We start from the raw sequence: 17248 nt of genomic DNA, 5'->3' as shown, positions 1-17248 counted from the left end.
TTTCATGACCTCCACAACGCTGCGCGAACTCAACGGCTTCGACGAAACCCCCGCCACCCTGTCCAACTCCACCCTGGTCCTGATCGACTACCAGAACACCTACACCCAGGGCGTCATGGAACTCACCGACTGGGCACCCGCCATGGAATCCGCGGCCGAACTCCTCACCGCCGCAAGACTTTCCGGCACCCCCGTCATCCACGTCATCAACGACGGCGGCAAAGACACCCCCTACGACATCACCGCCGAAATCGGCCAGATCCACCCCGAAGTAGCTCCCCTCGCAGACGAACCCACCGTGGTCAAAACCGCCCCCAACGCCTTCATCAACACCAACCTCGCTGAACTCGTCGACGCCGCAGGAAAACCCAACCTCATCCTCGCCGGCTTCATGACCCACATGTGCGTCACCTTCACCGCCGAAGGCGCCTTCCTCCGAGGCAACACCCCCACCATCATCGCCAATGCCTGCGCCACCCGCCCCCTGGGCAAAGTCCCCGCCGCCCAACTCCACGAAAGCGCCCTGGCCACCATCACCGACCTCTACGGCATCGTCGTCAACACCCCCGCCGACCTGATCGGCTACTCGGTGAATTCGTAGAAATACCAGTCGTCACCCAGCGGCAGATAATAGGTGTGCCCACGCACACCTTCCCGAAGTTCCTCATTCGGCAGATAGACGAACCCGTTGCGGACCACCGGATAATCGCGGGACAAGCGGAAATGACACCCGCCGTCGGGCAATCGTTCGACGTCATAGAACTCGTAGACACCGACCTTCTCCCTGTTGTACGAAGAACCCGACGGCGGACTGTCCCCCGCCCCGCACACCACCCCCGCCCGGTGCATATCCCCCCGCGACACAGCCCACCCGATGCGCCCCGAGATCTCGAACCAGGTCATCAACACCGTAACCGCGACGAACAACGGCACCACCAGCCCCCACCGCCACCACCACCGCGGATACCGCCGGTACCCGACGACGGCCAGCACCACCCACCCCAACACAGGTATCGAGAGATTGATACCGGTGAAAAACCGAGTGTTGAGATCCTCGAACGCCGACACATCCGCCCAAACGATCCACAGACAACACGCGACTGCCAACCCCGTCACCACAACCATCAGTACCGCCCACACCAACGGCCCACCCCGCCCCGAAGGACTACCCGAACTCAACGCGGACTCGCCAGACACAGCGTGAACGAATCAGTGAGATAAACGAATTCGACGTCCGGATACCCGGCGCACAAATAGTCGCCATGCTCCCTCGACGCGCTCCCACCGACCCTGGCGACAACTTTCCCCATCGCCGACGGATCCGAACACGCCACCTTCTCCACATTCGGGTTGTCGTCCTCGGTCCCGCCGCTCAGGTTCACAACGCAATCACCGACCTGAGCACTGTCCGCCGAACGCGCCTCCATGGCCACCACCGCCCAGACCAACAGCGGCCCCAACACCACCGGAATCAACAACCCGAGCATTCCGGGCCGCCGCCACAACGACTTCCCCGGATCCAACGGCGCCCGCGGCCCGCCGGGAATCGGCGGCGCCATCCCCTTGATCCGCTTCGCCGCCCCCATATTCTGCAGCAAGAGCACCGGCGTCACGACCACCGAAATGATCCCGTACCACCCCATGAGCACGCTCTCCACCGTCAACCGACGATAGGTGGCCGTCCCACAGTCCCGACAAAACGGCCCAGCCTCCGTGACAAACCGCATCCGCCAAGCAAACCCGTAGTGCCCCCGAATCGGCACCCGCACAGCGGGCGTAGCCCCGCACAAACAGCAGTAGACCCCATTGGCCGCACTGAAATCGACCCGCGCCGACCCGAACCCAGAAGACGCAGTCACGCCTACCCCTAAACCTCGCAAGAACCCGACTCGAACGCGAACGGGCAACAGAGGATCGTAACCCCTACCCCCACCAACGCAACTCGAAACCTGTTGGTGCGCAACAGCTATGAGCCGCCCGGCTCGGATCCGCCCAGGCACACCCCATCAGCACGGACAGAAGCTACTGTCGATGCGAGCACGACCAGGTCCGACGGCAAGCGAGAATCAATGATCGACTCAGGTCCCGGCTACGCAGGATCTCCAGAGAACTACGTCTGGAAAATCCACACCCCAGATCCCCTCGTTCGATCCCACCGAACCGCCCTGACAATCACAGTTGGCATCCTGGCTTTATCCGTCGCCATCGGCTGCATCGCCGATATCCGATTCTTGTCGAGCATCGCGGCCATAATATTGGTGCCCTCAGCAATCTGGCTGATAGACATCCTCGCCGAAGAAACCACACACCGTCCCCGCGTTTCCGTCTGCTCGGAGACAGCCGAACCAACCCTGAGATATAGGCCCACCAACTTTGCCAGCGCCCTGTTCGGCATTCCGCTGGTCGCACCAATTACGGCCGTCTACGGCTGGACACACAACATCCCGGAACCGTTAGTCGCCGGGATCGTACTCAGCACCCTCTGGATCGCATTGATAATCGCGCTAGCAATAATGAGCAAGGCCGAATTGCGCTGGGACAGCGATACCCTACGCATAACCACGCGCCTATACGAACGCCATTGCAGGTGGGATGATATTCGCTCGATTTCCGTCACAGAGAAGTCCCACGGCAATGTTGCAGTCCGAATAGTGTCCGAGCAAGCAGCGGTACAAACAACATGGCGATATATACGACGCCGCTCCCCCCGAACACATGAATCAACGTGGGACATTTTGCCCGTCAACTGGGGCACGCGAGCAAACTCTCTAGCGTCAACCATCGACTATGTGTGGCAAAATCCAGACTTCAGAACAAATCCCGATCCCACACCATTGACCGCCATGCTGAGAACCCCAGACTGGCACGTGTAGCAACCTTGCGCATCCACAGCGCCGTGTCCACCATCACCGACCTCTACGGCATCGTCGTCAACACCCGACGACCTGAACGCCTAGCTCTCGGCGGACTCCAGCTCGAGGAGGATCTCGCGAACGCCGGCAGCCTCCTTGGGCAACCGGGTCGCGAGAAGGTTCCAGAGGATGGTGTGGTCGACGGCGTCGTAGTTGTGGGCGACCAGATTGCGGGTCGCCTTGACTCCGCGCCAGGAGACCTCGGGGTGCGCGGCGATGAATTCCGCAGGCAGACGGGCTACTGACTCGCCGAGTCGGTGCAGGACGGCCTCGGCAGCCAGACGGGTGATCTCGTCGGAGTCGTACGCAGCTTTACCGCCACTGACGATGCGCGCAGCCATCTCGCTGAAGGCGAGGAAGTCGCGCAGACTCTTGACGGTTCGATCACCAGTGTTACGGCCGCTCACAGTGGCTTGGCCTCGTCCCGAATGGGGTGGGGCCCGGGCGGCAACCCGCCTTCGGAAACCAAGTCCACATGCAGGCCGGTGAGCTCCTCCAAATCGAGCATCAGCTCGGCCATATCGAGCAGGTCGGCGTCGTCGTCGAATCGCACCAGCAGATCGATGTCACTGCCCGAGACATCATCACCCCGCGACGCCGACCCGAACACCTGAACCCGATTTGCCTTGTGCCGCAACGCGAGCGCGAGAATCTGCTCACGGTGAGCAGCAACCACCCCCGATGGCCGGGGCTGGGCGACCGCACGCAGTCGAGCCATCATCGCCGTCGAGGGCCGACGGCTGCCACTCTCGTAAGCGGCAATATTCGGCTGCGCGACCCCGGAGCGCTGTGCCAGCTCAGCCTGGGTGAGCCCAGCGGCCAAACGCAGTTCGCGGACAGTTTCCATGTCTCGATGATATCGGAAGATATCAACCGTAAAAGCAGAAAAGGCCCAACCCCCGCAAAGGGGTTGGGCTTCTTCTCGATCAATGTTCAGTTCGACGGCCGGTGCCGATAGTCCGTCCGCTCACCGCGGCACGTCACGACCCCGTCTCACCCGATCCGGACGAAAGTGGCCGCCCCACCGGTGATCGTCGCGTACCACAATGACGTGGTGACGTTGTGCGTGATTTCGACGGTCACTACATCACCGGCCGCGATCGCCACCGTCGCGTTCACCACCATCGTGCCGCTCGTTCCCGTCACGGCGGTGCCTGTAGCGACCACCACTGTGTTCACCAGCAACCTGGCTTGGAAGGTTCCCGGCATGCCAGCGCCTGAGTAGGCGATGTTGGCCGACAATGCCGCAGTGGCGGAGCCACCCTGTGTCCGCAGTCCGTCGCCGGAAACCACGGAGCCCGGGTAGCCCACGTTGTCAGCGGTCCAGCCGGGAACGACATTCCACGTGCCGGAGGCGCCGGTCACCACGTTGCCGTTCTTCGTCATCGCGGACGGGCTGAAAACCTCCCCGCCACCAGCAAAGATGTGCGGCATCAATTGCTCCGTTCATCGGAGTCGGGTGCGGGCGTGTTCGGAACGGCGTCCGGCTCGACGGGCAACTCGGGGACTGGTTCCGACCCTGGATCTGGCTGCTTTTCGGCGAGTGCGCCGGGGTAGCCGGATGCCGGGCTCTTCCAGTAGGGCTCCCCGTCGGGGCTTTCCGGTTCGGGATGACTTTCGAGGGGCTGCCACATCATCACGGGTCCCCCGATGAACATCGTCGGCATTACGCGGTCACCCCCGCCAGACTCGCCTGCAGCCCACGTCCGGCCGCACTGTCGACCGTGGTGATCTGCACCGTGACCCGGTCACCGGCGGCGAAGGTCCATGCCCCGGTCACACTGGTGTCCATGGCATGGTTGGCCGCACCGATCGTGGCAGTTGTCCCCGCGACAGCGACGCCGTTCTTGCGCAGTTCCACGACGAGATTGCCTGTTCCCGCTGTTTCGCCACGGTAGGTCACCTTCGACACAGTCAGCGCACGCTCGATCCGAATGCCTTCTGGCACAGTGTTTCCCGCGCCTGCAGCCCGGATCCCCGCGTGTGACTTGATAGCGATGTCATACGCCTGTCCCGCCGCGGTGGGGGTTCGCGCATTCGACAGCCGCGGGTCCGAGTCGGCCAGTGCTTGGATCGCAGTGCGCACTGCCGCGCCGTCCGCGGCGGTGAGCAGCGCACCCCCCAGCGGACTTGTCCCGGTCAGCTGGCCGATCGGGTGGGTGTGCGGCGTCGGCGTTCGAGGGTTGGTCAGGCGCGGGTCGTCGCCGGCGACCGCGGTGGTTGCGGTATCCCCGATGACCGGCGGGAAGGTGACGGGCTTGCCCGAGATGCCGCTCCACAGCGTGGTACCCGCCGGACCGCGCACAACGATGCCCTGACCGTTCGCCGTCCAACCGCTGCCGCTCCGGTAGATGTACAGCAGCCCATCGGATTTGACGATGTACTGGCTACCGTTCGGTGGCGCGGCAGGCAGCTGCGGATAGGTTTCGACCTGCCCGTCGATCTGAATGCCGTGCCCGGCCGGACCGACGACCACAGCGTTGCCCGGCGAAGCGGGCACGGGAGCCGCGAGGGTCAGGTCGACCAGGCCGGTAGAGCCAGTGTCGGGGCTTTCCGGATTCGGGCCGGAAACATACCGAGGAACCTGGAAACTGAACGGTTCCAACGGAATTCGTTCGCCGTCGTACGACAGATCGAACGAAACCCGCCACGTCCATTCCGACGGATTGGTCGCGGGTCCGGGTGCGACCAGGCGCACACCGCGCTTCCCCCGCCAGCTCAGATAGCCGAACTCGTCGAGCTGGCATTCATAGTGGTGCGGAAGCTGGACGTAGGTCGCCGGCGCGGGTTGCGCGTTGCGAACGAGGATCTTCGGCGCGTCGGCGATGAAGGTGATGGTGCCGCTCAGCGGCGGGAACTCGGGCAAGTCGCCGAGGTCGGGGCCGTCGATCACGTTGGCGAGAAACCGCCCGACGACCTTGCCGTACTCGAGCGGGGGCAGATCAGCCATGGCTCAATACCTTTCGAGAGGGTGTGCGAGGGTGCGCCGCGTCAGAGCGGCAGCGCACGAACCTGGAGGTGGGAGTAGGTACTTTTGACCGAGTACGTGCCGCTGCCTGCCGCGCGGGTGGCGACGACGTAGAGGGTGACGGTTTGATTGGCAGGCACGATTCCGATCTGAGCTCCTGGCTCGACCGGGAATTCGAATCCTGGCGAAACCAGCACGTGCCCTGATCGGGATTCCCAGTGGCCCCAGCCCCGGGCGACCACTTCGCCGTCGGGCGCGCCGATGCGCACCGTCGCGTCGCACCGGGTCGGCGCGTTGGAGGTGATTCCGACCGCACCTTCGATCCAGGGCCGCCATGGTGCAGGCTGTGCCGGAATCGTGATGGCTGCCAATACCTTCGGGTCTTCTTTGAGATTTTGCGCGTTGAGGAATTGGCTTTCGCCGATCGTCCACGGTCCGCGCGGGCGCGGCGAGGGGATCGGCAGGAAGTTCTCGGTGGCACTGTCGAATCCGAGCACGTACCCCTGGCCGAGTGGATTCTCCTCGGTGACGAGCACATCGGCCGCGTCGGCGATCCGTCCCGCGGTGCCGCGCCCACCCGTCACGCCCTGCTCACCTCGCGGAAAGGTGATCTCCAACTGCTGATTCGGCGCTGTCCCGAGGATTCGCGCCGAGGCGGCCGATCCGGCAGCGCCTGCCAGTGCCACACCGGTGAGTACGTTCACCGGGCCCCGGCGTCCCGGCTGCCGGAACGCATCGTCGAAGGCGATGAATTCGGTGCCGGTCCAGTAGTAGATCGCGTTCGCCGACACCACGCGCCAAGCCTTGCGCGCATCGGAAGTGGTCAGTCCCAGCGCTGACAAGGCGGCGGCATCGGCGATGTCGCCCTGCCATGCCCACGGCCACGCCGCGGCGCCTTCGACCCCTTGGACCCCGGCCGGTCCTTCGCGCAGTTCGATCAGGACTTCCCGGTCGACGATCTCGACCGGGTTCACGGTGTAGGGCAGACCGACCGAGTCGGCCACTCCACGCATGGTGATCGTGACACCCTGGTCGAAGACGGTTTCGTCGTCGTTCACAACACCCCCACGGGTCGGGCCGTGCACACGATTTCCGCGCCGGCCATCTGATACTCGAAATTCGACGGACCGGCCCGATTCAGGGACACGACGAGTGTCGTCGCCTGGCCTGCTGGGATGACACCCACTTGGCTCGCCGGTGTGATGTTGCGCGCGCCGAAGAACGGCTGGAACCGCGCTCGCGTCTGCAGGCCGGTGGTGTACCCGGTGCCCAGCGCGACGGTCTGCCCCGTCGGCGAGCCGATATGAACGACGGCGTCGACGCGGGTGCCGAAATCGCTGGCAGTTCCGTGCGGGCGCACGACCACGCCACCGGTGATCATCGGAAGCCACGCCGTGTCCTGCGCGGGCACCTTCAGCGTTGCGATCACCATCGTCGTGGCCGTGACCGAGAACTGTGACGGCGCGAACCCCGGACCGCCGTCCCACGCTCGATCCTCGCGAATGGTCCACGGTCCCCGCAGGCCTGGATAGGGTCGTCCCGACCATTTGTTCGTTGTCGCGCTCCAGACGGGCACCGCCTTGTCAGTGTGCGAACCGTCGGCGTAGTCCGCAGCCTGACGAATGGGACCTGGGCGGCCGACCGGCCCCTCGAGTCCTTTGACGCCCCGCGGCACGACGAGGTCGAGTACAAGGTTGGGTGCCGTGCCGCTGACTGTCACCTGGAGGTCGGAATTCGCCGGACCGGTGGTGACGCTGCCGATCGTGAACGAGCACGACGCACCGTCGGGCCCCAGCGCGCCGAAGGCATCGGCGAAGGTGTCCATGCCGGTGCCGTTCCAGTACGCCAGCGCGCCGGACGACACCACACGCCAGGCCTTACCGGCGTGAGCGATGCCCAATTTCGCGGTCAGTGCACTCAGGGCGGCATGGTCGGCGATATCGCCTTCCCAGCGAAACGGTCGTGCGGGCTCACCCTCGGGACCCTGCAGCCCGGTCGCGCCGGTCGTCAGTTCCAGGCTGCCGTCGCGTGGTGTGCCGTGCAGAGCCTGCACGAGTCCGGACGTGCCGAGTCCCTCGTCCAGTCCGCGAATCAGTGTCGCGTCGAAATAGTTTCCTACCGAGTTCATTTCATCTCATTCCGTGGGCTCGGCGAAGGCGACGAGCGAAGCCCCTACCGGGGAGAACCCGATCTGGTCGGAGTCGGGGCCGGTCCCGATCCGCTCGACCGACACCACGAGGTGTCCCGGCTGACCAGCCGGAACCGTCGCGAAGTCGGAGCTCGGCGAGAGAGCCTTGGCGGTAGCGCCGTCGCGCAGGCACGGGAACAGCGCCACGTACATCCAGGCGCCCGGCGCGCTGATCCCGAAGGCGGTGCCGGTCGCGACGATCGGACCCTGCGCGCTTCCGAGCCGAACCGTCAGCTCGGCGGACTGACTGACCGTTTTCGAGTACGCGGCCATATGGCCGTACACGACCGGTCGCCACCGGAACGGCTGCGCGGGGATGGTGAAGGTGCCACCGTCGACCCGGCTGACCGCGGCGACGTGTTCGCCGAGGAAGTCCTCGTGGTACCACCCCCACGGCCCCGAGCCCAGCGGCGCAGGCGTCGAACGGAATCGACGGCTGGCACGGTCGTAGGCGAAAACACCGCCGTGGCTCGGCCCGTTGGTGGTCTCGTAGTCGGCGGCTTCGGTGATGGTCCCGGAGTCACCGGGCGGACCTGCCTGGCCACGCAGACCCGCGGGCACCGTGGCCCGAAGCTGCTGGTCAGCGGCACGTCCGATAATCTCCAGCGCCGGTTCGATCAACGCAGGTTCATTGACGGTGGCGGTGACCGTGATGCTGTTGGCCTCGGCCGCCGGACCTACCGGTCCCACGGCGTCGACCGAGTGCACCCACCCCGCTTCGGTCCACACGTCCATGCCGTTGTCGTCGAGCCGGTGCCACCACTTGCCCCGATCCTCCGGACCGAGACCTGTCGGTCGCGCGGCGCTGCCGGCCAGCACGCCCATCTTGCGAAACGACGTCCGCGGACGTCCACGCGCACCCGCGATTCCGGCCGGGCCACCGGGCAGCGGCAACTCCGCCACCTCTGGCGCCAGCTCGACCCGCGCGGTCAGCAACGGCAACCCGTCGATATCGGTCTGACGATCCGCGCGCAGCCGCGCGGCGAAACTGATGTCTGCCATAAATCTCTCCTTTCGATTGGCGGGCCGCTCAGAAAATGAGCAGGTCCAAGTCGGCACCCACGTCGGTGGACAGGTCCTTGATCGCCGAGGCCACCCGGCCCAACCGCTGCCACGCCTTGACGACCGAGTCCTCTTCGTCGGACCCGTCGCCCACGGTGATCTGCCACGTCGCCGGGGTTTCGCGGTCGTCGGTGAAGGTCAGCTCGGTGACGAAGTCGGTGAACACCTTCTGGTCCATGGCGAAACCGATCTGGTCGCCCAGGCCGAAGTCGCGGCCGATCAGATAGGGCGCGTTGTCCTGAATGGTCACCTTGTGGCTGGTGTAACCACGGGAAAGGTGCAGGCCCTGCCGAGCGGCGACGAACCCGTCGAGCGTGAATGCCTTGTCGCTGCCGGTGATGAATGCCTCGCGGAACGCATAGGGGCCGGCCTTGTCGACCCGCCCCATGTCCCGATAGACCATCCAGGCGAGGAACACGTCATCGAGCTGGCCGCGGTACAGCCACTCCATGCCGATCAGCGACAGCAACCCCTTGATCGCCAGCTCGATGCCGGCGTTCACCCAGCCCGGCGAACGACCGCCGACGATGATGTCGGTCGCGGTCGGTTTGTGCAGCGCGATCTCCGAGGCACCGATACCGGAGTACTCGCCCTCGAAGTACCACACCCACGGCAGGTTGCGCATGGTGCCGAACTTGCCCGGCGTCCCGTAGACCGCCTCGTATTCCGAGGTCGAATCGAAGTTCGGGTACCTGACCGGCGTGGTGCCGTCGTCAGCGAATTCCTCGAACCACGACAGAATCCCGTCCAGCAGCGACCCGGTCGGCCCAGTGACGCCCGACTTGTCCACCGTCTCCAACACCACGGTCGGCCTGTCGAGGTAGAACCATTCGGGTGCCGGTTGCTCGTCCTCCCCTGGCAGGAAGAACCGCGCGGTCAACATCACGCCCGAGTCCTCGAGCATGGGTTGAAACAGCTTGTCCGCCATATCGAATCGCGCCGAAGCCGCACTCCACCGACTGGTGTCGGTGCGCGGATCGACCGGCACGACCGCGATCGGGAACGTCGTATTCCCTTGCAGCCGCATCAGATTCATCGTCAGATACGTGGTGACGAGAGTCCGAACCGGACCGAACAGGATGTGGTGGCGCGGGAACTGTGCCAGCACCGGCGCGAACGGACTCGCCCAGCAGCAGATCGTCGACACATGGTTCCAGGCGTGAATCGCCTCGATATCCACCGTCTCGACACCGTTGTCGTCCCGGATGATCGAGGCCTTCGTGATGTACCCGTCCCACCGAAACCCCTTGGTGTTCACAGTAATCGGCAGTGTCGTGTCCGCATGATTGCCGAACAGGTGGTCGAAGTGCACCATGTCGCGCGGACAGATCATCTTCAACCCGCCGGCCGAGTTCCGCGGAAAACTCACCTGCAACGACAGGTAACTCCGCTCCTCCCCCACCTCCTGCATGTCCTTGTCCCAGTACCGAACCAGAACCTCTTGATCTCGAGCATCTTCCTGCTCGACCCGAAACATCTCATCCATCCGCCGCGATTCCGCATGCGGGTCCCAAACACCCATCCTCCACCACCTTTCACTTGTTTTTGGGTACAAAAAAACCCCAACTCGTACGAGTTGAGGTTTTGAAGCGAGATTCCGCCAGATCAACGACCAGCACGTTCAATCATGGGAGAGGCGAGGTCCCCCGGAGAGAATCAGTCCGATTCACCCTCCGGCGGCTCGGCGTACTTCTCCGGCCTGATCAACACACCACCCGTGATCAACCGATCACTCGGGATCCTTTCTGTGCTAACCAGCGGAATTTCGGTCATCTTTCCGCCGAGAAGCATCCATAGCCCGAAGCAACTGTCTTCCTCATCGCGGATCAAGACCTGCACCGAATAAGGATCCGGCCAATCGAGACCTTCCAGACATCCAAGCAAACCCCACCAGTTGAACCGACGAAATTGCGCAACCCACATGTAGCAGTCGCCTGATCCCGAAAGCGTCCCCTCGAAAACAGAATCATCGACCGCTGTAAAACACTGATGCCATTCCCGATCAGGATCCGGTTGCGTCAATGGCTCCATCGCCGACCACCCATCACGGGCAATGACGATAACCTCAGCAAATCGACTCAAATCCCAATTCCTTCCGTGCATCAACCTCATAGCGACTCATTTCACTCCGCCTTCGGCACTACCGCTTTGAGAGCTGGTCACCGATGCCCCCTGGCACGCGCACAGAAACTGATCCCTACCTCTCAAGGAGAGGGCCGCAGCCCCGAAATACTTGCTCGCTCTATGGCTGTAACCACTTCTTCTTTGGTCAAATTGCCGTGGATCCATCCGCCAATTATCGAAAGGTCGATGATTGGCGGCTTGTATTCCGTTCGCAAGGCAACAAGCAAATTGGCGTCGCCTTCAGGGAAATGTTCCAACATTACTTCTGCCGCATCGACCAGGGAAATACCCTTTGAGCGGCACGCCGCCGCGACCCGGATCATATCGGCGAGAACTTCACCCATCAAAAGTCACCATTCCGTATCATTATCGCCTGAACAAAACATTCACAGACATGTAGGCTCCATCGAGACTTAGCTGCGAGTCTACCAACCTAACTCTCGTGAAACCGTAGCGAGCGGCCTGCGCTGCAGTCCAACTGGCTTTTGCGGCCTGACTTTCTGTAGCGCCGTTCTCAATTGCACGGTTGAACGCAGCTAGATTATCACCATAAAACCAGTTTCCTTGAACGGATTTTACTCTATCGCCAAAATGTTCCATCATTTCATCGAATAGCTCCCTGCCACGCAGTGGCGACCCCGCCGCCGGATTGTTTGCGATAGCAAACTGCAGAGACCCGTTTCGATCCAGAGTCGACATAAGCATAGTAGCACTCTCCGCATGGCTAATCTCGAATTCGTACTCGCTAGGTTTCCTTACTATCTCGGCCGCGGGCCCGGTAGGCCCATTCGGCCCGCGAGGTGGATTCGGCATCGCATTTCCGGCGCGACCTACAGCTTCAGTTCCACGGGCTCCACCCGCCAGATCTCGGTGGCCAGCCTGCGGCCCGATAGACCTCTCCGGTATGCGATCGCCAGCGGCAGCGGCGCCCCGGCCGGGCGCGCCTGCCATCGCGGTCACCGGCATTCTTGCTTCGAGCATGACGACCTGCTCGGCCTGAGCGACGAGGTTTTTCGCGGCCAGGGCGAACCTGCCCTCATCGGCGAGAAGCTGATTCAGCGGCGAGTCCACGCCGCTGACCACCGCAGGCGGTGGCGTGAACTCATCAGCAAGGTGCACCGGCCGACTGCCCGCAGCTGCGGGCAGTCCCGGAACTGTGGTGTGGAGTTCGGGCGCCATCGCGGGGCCGGGCGACGTCGCACTTGGCAATGACGCGGGGGCGTCATCAATGGCGTTTGCCGCCGGAGACGGCCTGCTGTCGAGCATAAATTTCTGTCGGTAGTCCAGCGCGGAGTTGGTAACACGGACATCTTGGAGCGCTTGACCAGCTCTGACGGCGTCGACCACATCGTCTGTCGTGCTCAGCACGCCCCAGAATTCGGGCGCAAGTCGACGAACCGTCGCTTTGGCTGCGAGGCCCGTCAAAGCACCAACGCCTGGAACGATGCCAACGATATTCAGTCCGAGTTCGGCAGCGGCCCAAGCAATATCGGCTCCACTGTGATCGCCGCGGTCGTGTGCCGCCTCCCACAACACCAGAGCGGGCCCGTAGGTAATCGCGGCCAGGAACTCGTTGGCCCCTTGTCTGAGGTCGTTGCCGGTGATGTCGACCCGGCTCGCTTCGATCTGCTGCTGGCGGATCTCGTAGGGACTGAACAACGGCGGAGGCTGATACCTGACCGGCATCGTCGGGTCAGTCGCCATAGCGACGTCGAGTCCGTTGTCGATCCATTCCTGGATCCGCGGATCCGACCAGGGAATTCCCGCTTCGTTCAGGCGGGTCCGTGCGTCGAACCGGTCACGTGCCTCCGACTCGGTGCGCGGTTCCCGGTTCGCCCATCGCAGATCGTTGAACTGTTCGGTCGGGGTATACATCGCCGAGTTCAGGCGGGCCCTGGCGGCGGCAGCCGCGAGACCGGCTTCGGCGCTGGTCAGCCCCGATTCCGCGGCGGCGATCGTGTCCAGATCAGCTCGCAACTGCTCGCTGCCGTAACCGCGGCCGGTCCGGAAGATCGTGTCGGGTGTGGTGATCGAGCCGGGGAGCGGGGACGTCTCGGGGACCTGTACCGGAAGTGCGCAAATGCCGGCTACTTCGAGTTCGATAGGCGTGCCTTGGACTGAGGTCCCCACAATGGTCGGGTGACCAGGGATGTCGATCTGGGTAGCGGTGATCGTCACGCCGTTGGTGTCCTGGGACACCTGACGCATATCGGATCCCTGCGGCAGGATGAGGTCGGACACGACCGACAGGCTCGAGCCCTGCTCAGATGTTGGCCGGTAGGACGTTTCCGGGCGGGGTTTCCCACCGGGCAGCAGACCGAAGTCTTGTAGCGGAATAGTCGGCGGTTTGTCGGTCGGGACCACGGGCACTGGTGCTGGCGCAGTTTGCGGTTGGGGAGTCGACGGTGCGGTACTCGGCGCACCAGGCGCGCCCTGCGGTTGAGGTGACCCCTGCGGAAGGATCACAGGTTCTGGAGTCGGCGCCCCCGGCTTCTGGGTAGGTGCCTGTGAGGCCGGCGGAGGATCTTCCCGCACCCGATCAGAGATCGAGATCTCTTGAGCCGACGGAATCTGTTCCTGAGCAGCGCTATCCATCGCACGAACCCCGAGCATCCGCTCATAAGCCCGCACAGCCGAAGCAACAGTCAGCCCATTCAGGTTGTGCACCTGCGGTTCTCGCGCGGGACGCGACCTGGACTCAGCCCCCAACGGGGTCAAAGACGCCAACCATTCAGAAAACTGAGTGTGGTCATACGCCACGAAAGGCTCTGGTACCACCATCGCGATACCTCCTTAGAAATCGAGAGAGCCCAGCCCCCAGAAGGGGATTGGGCTCTCTCTCGATCGATGTTCAGTTGGTACGCGGGATCAGAACGGTCGCGACGACCTCGGGGTGAGGGCACCGATGATGCTCGAATCGGTGGTCCCGTCTTCGATCTTCACGACGATGTCGGTGCTGGTCCACGGGTCGAGCGAGGCGAGCCAGCGGCGGCCGGCGAGCTGGCCCCAGACGTTCACGCTGGCCGCACTGCCCTCGGTGTAGAGGCGGGCCGTGCGGTGGCGTGGGTGTGTGTCGATACGCAGGGTCTGACCCGCGATCAAGCGGGGCGTTTGGACCAAGCGCGGCTGGTCCAACCCCTCGACCGGATCGAGGATCGACCAACGACCGGGGCCGTTCATCGTGTACCGCGGCCAGGCCGGCTGGTCCGCGGCATTGCGCAGGCGCAGAATGCCTTCGCCCGCACCGGAAGCGTTGGTCCACACCATGGTTTCGTCGAAGTGCCGCTCGAGCGGATCCATCGCGGTCGCCGACATCTTGTACATCGCGAAGCCGTTGCGCGCCGGATCGATATCGCCCGAAGGTTCAGGGGCGGTGTCGAGTTGGAACTGCTGAAACCGCCACCCCTGGTGGCGAGTGAAGTAGCCGACAGTCACGGGCTTGTCGGTGGACCAGCCGCGGAACCACGCGTCGTGCACGGCGAGGAATTCGCGGACCGGGTTGGACTCCTGGGCGCCGCTCGCGGTGGAGATGATGGCGAGGAAGTCCCACTCCTTCTTCCAACGGACCGACCGCGCGAAGGTGGCCCCGTCCTGGCGGGCACCTTCGGTGGTGAGCAGCTGAACCGGCGCGAACATGAAACCTGTTTGCGCCGAAAGCCTCACGCCTTCGCGGCCGGCGTTCGGACCTGCCAGGTGCCAGACCCGACCGTTGTTGTCCCACACCACGATCTTGGTGTCCTGCGTGTTGAGCATGTGGTGGATCATCGACCGAGTCCTCCTCCTCGTTGTGCCACAAACGTTTGGCGGCGTTGAACTCGGGCGATGGACATCTGCACGCTCTTGGGGTCCATGCCGTTGAAGTTGAAGATGTCGCCGCGGGCGGTGTGTCCGCCGGGGCCGTCGGCCAGGTCGGTGAGACCGAAGCCGGTGCCGACGAGTTCCTTTGCGGTGCTTGCCAACCACTCGACGGGTTTGGCGACCAGGTCGACCGCTTTGCCTGCCACCGTCGAACCGGCGACGGATCCGAGCATGCCGCCGATCGCGGCACCGGCCGGGCCCGCGATCGCGGTGCCCAAACTGGCGCCGAGAAAGCTGCCGACCTGGCCCGCCGCGTCTTGCGCCAGGCCTTTCGCAGCCCCGGTGATGCCCTTGACCAGACCACCTGACGCGGTCCCGGACGTGAAGCCTTGGATAGCCGCCTGCAGGTTCGAGGCTTCGTTGTTGTCGAAGGCCTTCTGCTGTTCCCCTGGAACGAAGTAGCTGCTGTCAGATTTGATCCCGAGCTGTTTGGCTAGCTCGCCGTCGACGGAAAGCGCATCCGAGATAGCCGGGATGCCAAGGGATCCGGCCAGGGCCCCCAGTGTCGAGCCCATATTGCCGAGTGCGGTTGTGTCGCTCAGGCCGAGCGACTTTCCGAAATTCCTCGCCAGTTCGCCGCCGACGATCGTTCCGCGATCGATGTAGTCGGCGCCGCCGTACGTCGTCCAATGCGTGGGGTCAACCAGACTGGTCCCGTTGTAGCCCTCACTGAGACTTGGCGTTCGCGGCGTCGTAGACGGCCCGATGGCGGAATATCCACCAGTGCCATTGGGCATATACGTGATGCTGCTGCTACCGCCGCCGGACCCACCAGTGACGACAACGCTGTTCGAACCACCGTCGCCACCACCGCCGAAGCCCGTCGGCGTCATCGTCGTCATCGGCGCGGCACCGCCCGGCGCAACCACACCACCAGCACCATCCGACGACAGACCCGATCCTTCTGTCGGCATCGCACCGATAGCGGACTTCAACGACATAGACGCCGCGAACCCACCACCGAACCGAGACCCGATCGTCTGCCCGAGCTGCTCACCGATCTCCGGCGCCAACTGCCCAGCCGGGCCGAGCGCAGGCGCGATAGCCGCACCCAACGCCGCACCGACCCGACCACCGGCCTCGGTCGCCGAGGAAACGATCCCCGCCGACAACGCCTCGGACAGCGCCGACAACGGTGCGGTAGAACCCCGCGCCGACGAAGTCGACTCCTGGGCGAACGCGGGCATCGCGCCCATCAGCCCCTGCGGCTCCACGTTGAACGCAGCCGAGATCGGCGGGCCTTCGCCGGTGAACGGCGAGTTGGCGCCCAGGTCGACCTTCATGGGTTCGGGTGCGCGACGGCCGAACAGCCCGCCCGCGCCCAGCACCGGTGCCAACGCACCACCGAGCGCAGCACCCGCGGTACCCGCGGCGTTGATAGCCGCACCGCCGATACCGCCGATCACGTCCGCGATCAGCCCGGTCCCGAGCAGGTCGCGCCATTTCTGCGGATCGCCCATCCCGGTGTCGCCGACGAGGCCGCCATCGGCTAAACCGGGCAGCATGCCCGCAAGATAGCCCGGTGAGGGAACCCAACCGCCGTTGATCGCTTCCAGCAACGGCAGCGCGCCGGCCGTCGCTGCGGCGTTGACCACGAACTCGCCGTTGGACAGTCGCGCCAAGATCGAATCGCTACGACCGGTGCCAGGTCCGCGGACCGCGCCGCCGTCTGCGTAACCGGCTGGCGCACTGGGCTTTTCAATTACATTGTTGAATCCAGTCTCAGACTTCGCCGGATTGAGCAGCGTCGTCTTCGAGGAGAATTTGATCAGTCGGGTCTTGGTGTCGGCCGCATCCGAGTCCGGGCGCAGCAGATCCATCGCCTGCCCGGCAACCTTCTCGGCGATCGCGCCGGGCTGGGTGCCGAGCACATCGGACAGCACACCGAGCAGGCCAGCCCCGATCAGGCTGTTCGGCGGAATCCGGCCATCCTCACCGAGGGTGACCGGTCCTTCCTCCGGCAGGGTGATCGTCGCGGTCCCGCCGCCGGAGCCGCCTTCCCAGACCGCCCCGCTGGGCAGTCTGATCCGCTTTCCCGGAGCCGGTTGGCCGCTGGTGGTCATCGCAAGAACGTCCGGCAATGTCATCGCCGTTGGGCGTTTCTTCTTCACAATTGGTATCCACTTTCTGCGTTCG

17 protein-coding genes are annotated in these 17248 nt (G+C 64.1%); 2 read left to right on the top strand and 15 right to left on the bottom strand.

The features are described 5' to 3' along the window. The first annotated feature begins 4 nt into the window (after positions 1–4). On the top strand, positions 5–601 hold the full coding sequence (locus ACFWVD_RS26750; protein WP_379247374.1) for a cysteine hydrolase family protein: 597 nt from the start codon (positions 5–7) through the stop codon (positions 599–601). On the opposite strand, the gene ACFWVD_RS26745 is transcribed toward ACFWVD_RS26750, so the two are convergent. Beyond that, complete coding sequence (locus ACFWVD_RS26745; RefSeq protein ID WP_379247372.1) at positions 583–1197, bottom strand: hypothetical protein; 615 nt, start codon at positions 1195–1197, stop codon at positions 583–585. The genes ACFWVD_RS26750 and ACFWVD_RS26745 overlap by 19 nt on opposite strands. Next, positions 1176–1658, bottom strand: a complete 483-nt coding sequence (locus ACFWVD_RS26740; protein ID WP_379247370.1) for a hypothetical protein — start codon at positions 1656–1658, stop codon at positions 1176–1178. The genes ACFWVD_RS26745 and ACFWVD_RS26740 overlap by 22 nt, the downstream gene beginning before the upstream one ends. A gap of 411 nt (positions 1659–2069) precedes the next feature. Between ACFWVD_RS26740 and ACFWVD_RS26735 the strand changes: the two genes are divergently transcribed. Beyond that, positions 2070–2873, top strand: coding sequence for a hypothetical protein (locus tag ACFWVD_RS26735; protein WP_379247368.1), 804 nt, complete (start codon positions 2070–2072; stop codon positions 2871–2873). A gap of 80 nt (positions 2874–2953) precedes the next feature. On the opposite strand, the gene ACFWVD_RS26730 is transcribed toward ACFWVD_RS26735, so the two are convergent. From ACFWVD_RS26730 to ACFWVD_RS26670, 13 genes are all read right to left on the bottom strand, one after another. Then, on the bottom strand, positions 2954–3319 hold the full coding sequence (locus ACFWVD_RS26730) for a DUF86 domain-containing protein (protein WP_379247366.1): 366 nt from the start codon (positions 3317–3319) through the stop codon (positions 2954–2956). Further along, complete coding sequence (locus ACFWVD_RS26725) at positions 3316–3759, bottom strand: helix-turn-helix domain-containing protein (protein ID WP_379247364.1); 444 nt, start codon at positions 3757–3759, stop codon at positions 3316–3318. The genes ACFWVD_RS26730 and ACFWVD_RS26725 overlap by 4 nt, the downstream gene beginning before the upstream one ends. Before the next feature lie 146 nt (positions 3760–3905). After that, complete coding sequence (locus ACFWVD_RS26720; protein ID WP_379247362.1) at positions 3906–4346, bottom strand: hypothetical protein; 441 nt, start codon at positions 4344–4346, stop codon at positions 3906–3908. A gap of 232 nt (positions 4347–4578) precedes the next feature. Continuing rightward, complete coding sequence (locus ACFWVD_RS26715) at positions 4579–5862, bottom strand: hypothetical protein (RefSeq protein ID WP_379247360.1); 1284 nt, start codon at positions 5860–5862, stop codon at positions 4579–4581. Positions 5863–5903: 41 nt separating this feature from the next. Next, positions 5904–6938 (bottom strand): hypothetical protein, encoded by a 1035-nt coding sequence (locus ACFWVD_RS26710; RefSeq protein ID WP_379247358.1) that lies wholly within the window; start codon positions 6936–6938, stop codon positions 5904–5906. Further along, positions 6935–8008, bottom strand: coding sequence for a hypothetical protein (locus tag ACFWVD_RS26705; protein ID WP_379247356.1), 1074 nt, complete (start codon positions 8006–8008; stop codon positions 6935–6937). The genes ACFWVD_RS26710 and ACFWVD_RS26705 overlap by 4 nt, the downstream gene beginning before the upstream one ends. 6 nt (positions 8009–8014) lie before the next feature. Continuing rightward, complete coding sequence (locus ACFWVD_RS26700) at positions 8015–9070, bottom strand: hypothetical protein (protein ID WP_379247354.1); 1056 nt, start codon at positions 9068–9070, stop codon at positions 8015–8017. A 28-nt stretch (positions 9071–9098) separates the two neighbouring features. Beyond that, positions 9099–10616, bottom strand: a complete 1518-nt coding sequence (locus tag ACFWVD_RS26695) for a phage tail protein (protein WP_379247352.1) — start codon at positions 10614–10616, stop codon at positions 9099–9101. Positions 10617–10786: 170 nt separating this feature from the next. Continuing rightward, positions 10787–11242: a hypothetical protein gene (locus ACFWVD_RS26690; protein WP_379247350.1), complete on the bottom strand. Its 456-nt coding sequence runs from the start codon at positions 11240–11242 to the stop codon at positions 10787–10789. 92 nt (positions 11243–11334) lie between these two features. Beyond that, on the bottom strand, positions 11335–11598 hold the full coding sequence (locus ACFWVD_RS26685; protein WP_379247348.1) for a hypothetical protein: 264 nt from the start codon (positions 11596–11598) through the stop codon (positions 11335–11337). 22 nt (positions 11599–11620) lie between these two features. Then, on the bottom strand, positions 11621–13495 hold the full coding sequence (locus ACFWVD_RS26680; RefSeq protein ID WP_379247346.1) for a hypothetical protein: 1875 nt from the start codon (positions 13493–13495) through the stop codon (positions 11621–11623). Positions 13496–14122: 627 nt separating this feature from the next. Then, positions 14123–15007, bottom strand: a complete 885-nt coding sequence (locus ACFWVD_RS26675; protein ID WP_379247344.1) for a phage tail protein — start codon at positions 15005–15007, stop codon at positions 14123–14125. 8 nt (positions 15008–15015) lie between these two features. Continuing rightward, positions 15016–17175 (bottom strand): hypothetical protein, encoded by a 2160-nt coding sequence (locus tag ACFWVD_RS26670; RefSeq protein WP_379247342.1) that lies wholly within the window; start codon positions 17173–17175, stop codon positions 15016–15018. Positions 17176–17248: the final 73 nt, after the last annotated feature.

This window comes from Nocardia sp. NPDC058666, assembly GCF_042714895.1.
GTDB lineage: Bacteria > Actinomycetota > Actinomycetes > Mycobacteriales > Mycobacteriaceae > Nocardia.
This window is presented reverse-complemented; position numbering and strand designations above follow the sequence as displayed.

Coding starts and splice junctions, on each gene's coding strand:
- ACFWVD_RS26750 (WP_379247374.1), top strand. CDS start 5: ATGACCTCCACAACGCTGCGCGAACTCAACGGCTTCGACGAAACCCCC.
- ACFWVD_RS26735 (WP_379247368.1), top strand. CDS start 2,070: ATGATCGACTCAGGTCCCGGCTACGCAGGATCTCCAGAGAACTACGTC.
- ACFWVD_RS26725 (WP_379247364.1), bottom strand. CDS start 3,759: ATGGAAACTGTCCGCGAACTGCGTTTGGCCGCTGGGCTCACCCAGGCT.
- ACFWVD_RS26720 (WP_379247362.1), bottom strand. CDS start 4,346: ATGCCGCACATCTTTGCTGGTGGCGGGGAGGTTTTCAGCCCGTCCGCG.
- ACFWVD_RS26715 (WP_379247360.1), bottom strand. CDS start 5,862: ATGGCTGATCTGCCCCCGCTCGAGTACGGCAAGGTCGTCGGGCGGTTT.
- ACFWVD_RS26705 (WP_379247356.1), bottom strand. CDS start 8,008: ATGAACTCGGTAGGAAACTATTTCGACGCGACACTGATTCGCGGACTG.
- ACFWVD_RS26700 (WP_379247354.1), bottom strand. CDS start 9,070: ATGGCAGACATCAGTTTCGCCGCGCGGCTGCGCGCGGATCGTCAGACC.
- ACFWVD_RS26695 (WP_379247352.1), bottom strand. CDS start 10,616: ATGGATGAGATGTTTCGGGTCGAGCAGGAAGATGCTCGAGATCAAGAG.
- ACFWVD_RS26690 (WP_379247350.1), bottom strand. CDS start 11,242: ATGAGGTTGATGCACGGAAGGAATTGGGATTTGAGTCGATTTGCTGAG.
- ACFWVD_RS26685 (WP_379247348.1), bottom strand. CDS start 11,598: ATGGGTGAAGTTCTCGCCGATATGATCCGGGTCGCGGCGGCGTGCCGC.
- ACFWVD_RS26675 (WP_379247344.1), bottom strand. CDS start 15,007: ATGCTCAACACGCAGGACACCAAGATCGTGGTGTGGGACAACAACGGT.
- ACFWVD_RS26670 (WP_379247342.1), bottom strand. CDS start 17,175: ATGACCACCAGCGGCCAACCGGCTCCGGGAAAGCGGATCAGACTGCCC.